This window comes from Pseudonocardia sp. McavD-2-B (assembly GCF_024124365.1).
GTDB classification, from domain to species: Bacteria; Actinomycetota; Actinomycetes; order Mycobacteriales; family Pseudonocardiaceae; genus Pseudonocardia; species Pseudonocardia alni.
In genome coordinates, this window is record NZ_JAMXSG010000388.1 from 1 (window position 1) to 4,047 (window position 4,047).

2 protein-coding genes and 1 pseudogene are annotated in these 4,047 nt (G+C 77.8%); all 3 read right to left on the reverse strand.

The genetic code is table 11. From position 1 onward, the window contains the following. Positions 1 to 201 (reverse strand): hypothetical protein (locus NH602_RS28885; RefSeq protein ID WP_253069458.1); only part of this gene is annotated, 201 nt, incomplete at its 3' end. After that, positions 198 to 3,683: a UvrD-helicase domain-containing protein gene (locus NH602_RS28890; protein ID WP_253069459.1), complete on the reverse strand. Its 3,486-nt coding sequence runs from the start codon at positions 3,681 to 3,683 to the stop codon at positions 198 to 200. The genes NH602_RS28890 and NH602_RS28885, both read right to left, overlap by 4 nt. Beyond that, a pseudogene (locus tag NH602_RS28895) lies at positions 3,680 to 4,047 on the reverse strand (exodeoxyribonuclease V subunit gamma); the annotation flags it as partial. The gene NH602_RS28890 and the pseudogene NH602_RS28895, both read right to left, overlap by 4 nt.

Below are 4,047 nucleotides of genomic sequence, written 5' to 3' on the forward strand. Positions count from 1 at the left end.
GTCGGCGGCGGTCGGGTCGCCGCGCCCGCCGAGGGCGGCGAGCCTCCGGGCGACGTGCACGTCGCCCGGCGCGAGGATCTCGGCCTCGTTGAACGCGGCGAGCACCCCGGTCGCGGTGCGGGCGGCCCGCGGACCGAACGGGTCCCGCTCGGGCGCCGGGGGTGCCGTCGGCGCCGGGGTGGGGGGTGCGGTCGTCGTCACGGGGTGCCTCCGTCCAGCAGGTCCGACAGCTCCTCGACCAGGGCGGCGGGTGGCCGCCAGGCGAAGACGCCGCACGGCGCGGCCAGCGGCCCGGACCCGGTGACCGGGGTGTCCGGCCCGCACATACCGCGCAGGAACAGGTAGCCGACCCCGCCGAGGTGGGTGTCCGGGTCGTAGCCGGGCAGCCGCCAGCGCAGGTAGCGGTGCAGCGCGACGGCGTAGAGGAGCGCCTGGAGCGGGTAGTGCGCGTCGGCCATCGCCGTGGCCAGCCGGTCGGCGGTGTAGTGCGCCGCGGTCAGCGGGTCGCGCCCGGACGGGCCGACCGGGCCCAGCCAGTTCGTCTTGTAGTCCACGACGAGGAACCGTTCCCCGGCGCCGTCACGGACCCGCAGCACCGAGTCGATGCTGCCGGTCAGGTAGCCGCGCAGCGGCTGTCCGGCGAGGTCGGGGGAGTCGAGGAGGTCGGCGTAGCCGTGGAGCGGGTCGCCGGGCCCGAGGTGCCTGCGGACGGCGGCGGCCAGCCCGGCCAGGGTGAGCCGCCCCGTCGGGGTGTCCCCGCCGCACAGCGGGAGCTCGAAGTCCAGCTCGGACAGCCGGTCGCCCGGCGCGACGTCGGCCAGCGCCAGCCCGGACGCGATCGGCCCGAGCGGGGTCCGCAGCACCGGGACGAGCGCGTCGGCGAGCTCGTCGGGATCGAGGTCGGCCGGCTGGTGGCGCAGCTCCTCGGTGACGTGCGCGACGACCTCGGCCCGCAGCGCGGCGTCGCCCTGGGCGGCCGTGCGGGTGTCGAGGTGTTCCAGCACGGCGTGCACCAGGGTGCCGAACCCGGTGCCCGAGGGCAGGTCGGCCATGGGGGAGGGGAACGCCGCGGGGCCGGCTGCGCCCGCCGTGGCGTCCCCGGCGGGGGCCGCACCGGGCAGCGGGGCGGGGTCGGGCTCGTCGACGATGCCCTCGTCCTCGGGCTCGGTCAGCACCCCGGGCGCGGTCGCGGCCGGTTCCGGGTCGGCGTCGACGGCCGGGTGCGGGTGGTGCGCGGCGTGCGCGGCCGCGGTCAGCGCGGTGTAGGACGTGCGCCGCCACGCGGTGTCCAGCGTGCGGGTGAACGTCGCGACGGCCAGCCCCGCGTCGGGCGGGACCGGGGTGCGGTCGGCGGGGTCGCGGTCGTGCAGGGTCTCCACCGACGCGCCGGCCGGGGCGAGCCGCTCCCGCAGGAACGCCAGCGCGTTCGCGTCGCCGGGGACCTTCGCGGTCGGTTCCGGCTCCGCGCCGGGACCGGCGTGCCCGAACAGCACCCGGTGCAGCGACGCCGCCGCGGTCGTCGTCCCCGGGACCCACCAGGCGACGACCTGGCTGCAGGCGCGGGTGAGCGCCACGTACAGCAGCCGCAGGTCCTCGCCCGCCTCCTCGGCCTGGTGCAGCGCGGTGCGCCGGGTGCGGTCCGGCCCGGTGGACCCGCCGACGTCGAGCAGCCGGCGCTGGCCACCGGCACCGGGCGGGGTGTCGTGGTAGAGCAGCGTCTCGGGCCGGTCGTCGACCCAGCGGTCCCACGCGAACGGCAGGTACACCACCGGGAACTCGAGCCCCTTGGACCGGTGCACCGTCACGATCTGGACGGCGTCGGCGTCGGACTCCAGCCGCCGGCTCCGCTCGGCGGAGGTGTCGCGGGCGGCCTCGCCGATCCGGTGCCGCAGCCACTCGGTGAGCGCCGTCGGGCCCAGGTGGCGTTCCAGCGCCGCGGAGTGCAGAACCTGGCCGACGTGGCGCACGTCGGTGAGGTCGCGCTCGCCGTCGGGGCTGCGCAGCAGGCGCTCGGCCGGGGCGTAACGGGCGAACACGGCCTCCTGCAGGGCGGCGACCCCGCGCTCGGCGAGGACCTGGTGCCAGGCCCGCAGGTCCGCGCCGAGCTGGTCGACCAGCCCCTCGGCGTCGGGCCCGCACAGGTCGGCGACGGTGTGGCCGACGAACCGGGTCAGCGCGGCGGCGCGCAGCCGCATCGAGCGCTGCGGCTGCTCGACGGCCTCCAGCAGCGTCAGCCACTCCGCGGCGACCGGCGTGGTGAACACGCTGGTGGAGCCGGTGAGCACGGCGGGCACCCCGGCCTCGGCGCAGGCGTCGCGCACCAGCAGGCCCTGGGCGTTGGTCCGCACCAGCACCGCGACCTGCCCGGGGCGCAGCCGTCCCCCCGCGAAGCGGGCGGTGCCGTCGAGCAGCTGCGACAGGTCGACGGCGACGTCACGCGCCACCACGGCGCGGGCGCCCTTGGCCCGGGCCAGCCCGCGCCCGGTCAGGTCGAGCCGGTCCCGGTCGACCAGCCGCAGCCGCAGCGGGGCGTCGTGCCGGGCGGTCAGCCGCCGCCCGGTGTGGTGGGCCCGGACCGGGTGCACGACGATCCCGGAGTCCCCGAGGGCGGCCTCGCCGAACACCCCGTCCAGCGCGGTGAGCAGGGCCGCGTCGCTGCGGCGGTTGGTCGAGAGGGTGCGCCGGGTCGCCGCCGCGTCGGCGGCCCGCAGGTAGCTGTGCACGTCGGCGCCGCGGAAGGCGTAGATCGCCTGCTTCGGGTCGCCGATGAGCACCAACGTGGTGTCGGGGGCGGAGTGGAACGCCAGGGACAGGATCTCCCACTGCAGCGGGTCGGTGTCCTGGAACTCGTCGACGAGCACCACCGAGAACCGCGACCGCAGCCGCTCCCGGGCGGCGGGGCCGCGGACCGGGTCGCGCAGCGCCGCGGCGAGGCGGGTGAGCATGTCGTCGTAGCTGTAGATGCGCGAGCGCCGCTTGCGGGCGTCGACCTCGCGGCGAACCGCGGAGGCGAAGCCGTACCGGGTGGCGGCCGGGGTGGCCGGGTCGGCGTCGCGGGGCTCCAGCTCGGCCTGCGGGTCGCCGACGGCGCGGCGGGCCAACGCCAGGGCCGCGGCCCGGTCGAACGCCGGGCGGCCCGCGTTCGGGGCGGCGTACTTGCGCACGTAGAAGTCGTCGACGACCTCGGTGACGACGTCGTCGACGTGGTCGACGAACTCGGCGTCCGGGTCGTTGTCCCCGGCCACGCCCAGCCCGGCCAGCATCTGCATGCAGAACTGGTGGGTGGTGGCGATCGTCGCCGCGTCGAACGACGCCGTCGCCGTCGCCAGCCGGGCCCGGCGCCGCTCCAGCTCGGCCGGGTCGGTGGCGGCCAGGTGCGCGACCACGGGGTCTTCCTCCGGCGTCGGCGGGGTGGCGCCGGACTGCACGGCGGCCAGCGCCCGCTCGGTGCCCACCAGCCGCTCCCGGACCCGCTCGCGCAGCTCCTGGGTGGCGTCGCGACCGAAGGTGACCAGCATCAGCCGGTCCAGGTCCGCGACGCCCTCGGCGACGTAGCGGGTCGCCAGCGCGGCGATCGTGTAGGTCTTGCCCGTCCCCGCGCTCGCCTCCAGCACGACGGTGCCGGTCGGCAGCGGCCCGTCGACCTCGAAGGTCGGTGCCGACAACACGCTGGTGGTGCTCACGGCGCGTCCTGCCTCTCGTGGTCGAGCAGCGGTGCCCACAGCCGGACGGCGAGCTCCCCGAAGCGGGTGGGCTCCCCGCCCGAGCCGGGCTCGGGACGGACGACCAGCGGGCCGCCCGCGGCGCCCCGGACGAAGACGTGCGGGGCCTCGGCGTGCTCGAAGCGCGACCACTCGCTCTCCGCGGCGGCGAACGCGTTGGCCGGGACCACCCCGCGGGCGCGGTTGCGGGCGTAGACGGCGGCGGCGTCGGTGGGCAGCGGCAGCGGCGCCCGCAGGCCCTCGCGGCGCAGCGCGACCAGGTCGGCCAGGGTGCGGCGGGCGAGACCCGGGTCGACCGGGCCGAGCACCGAGCGGGCCGCGCCGC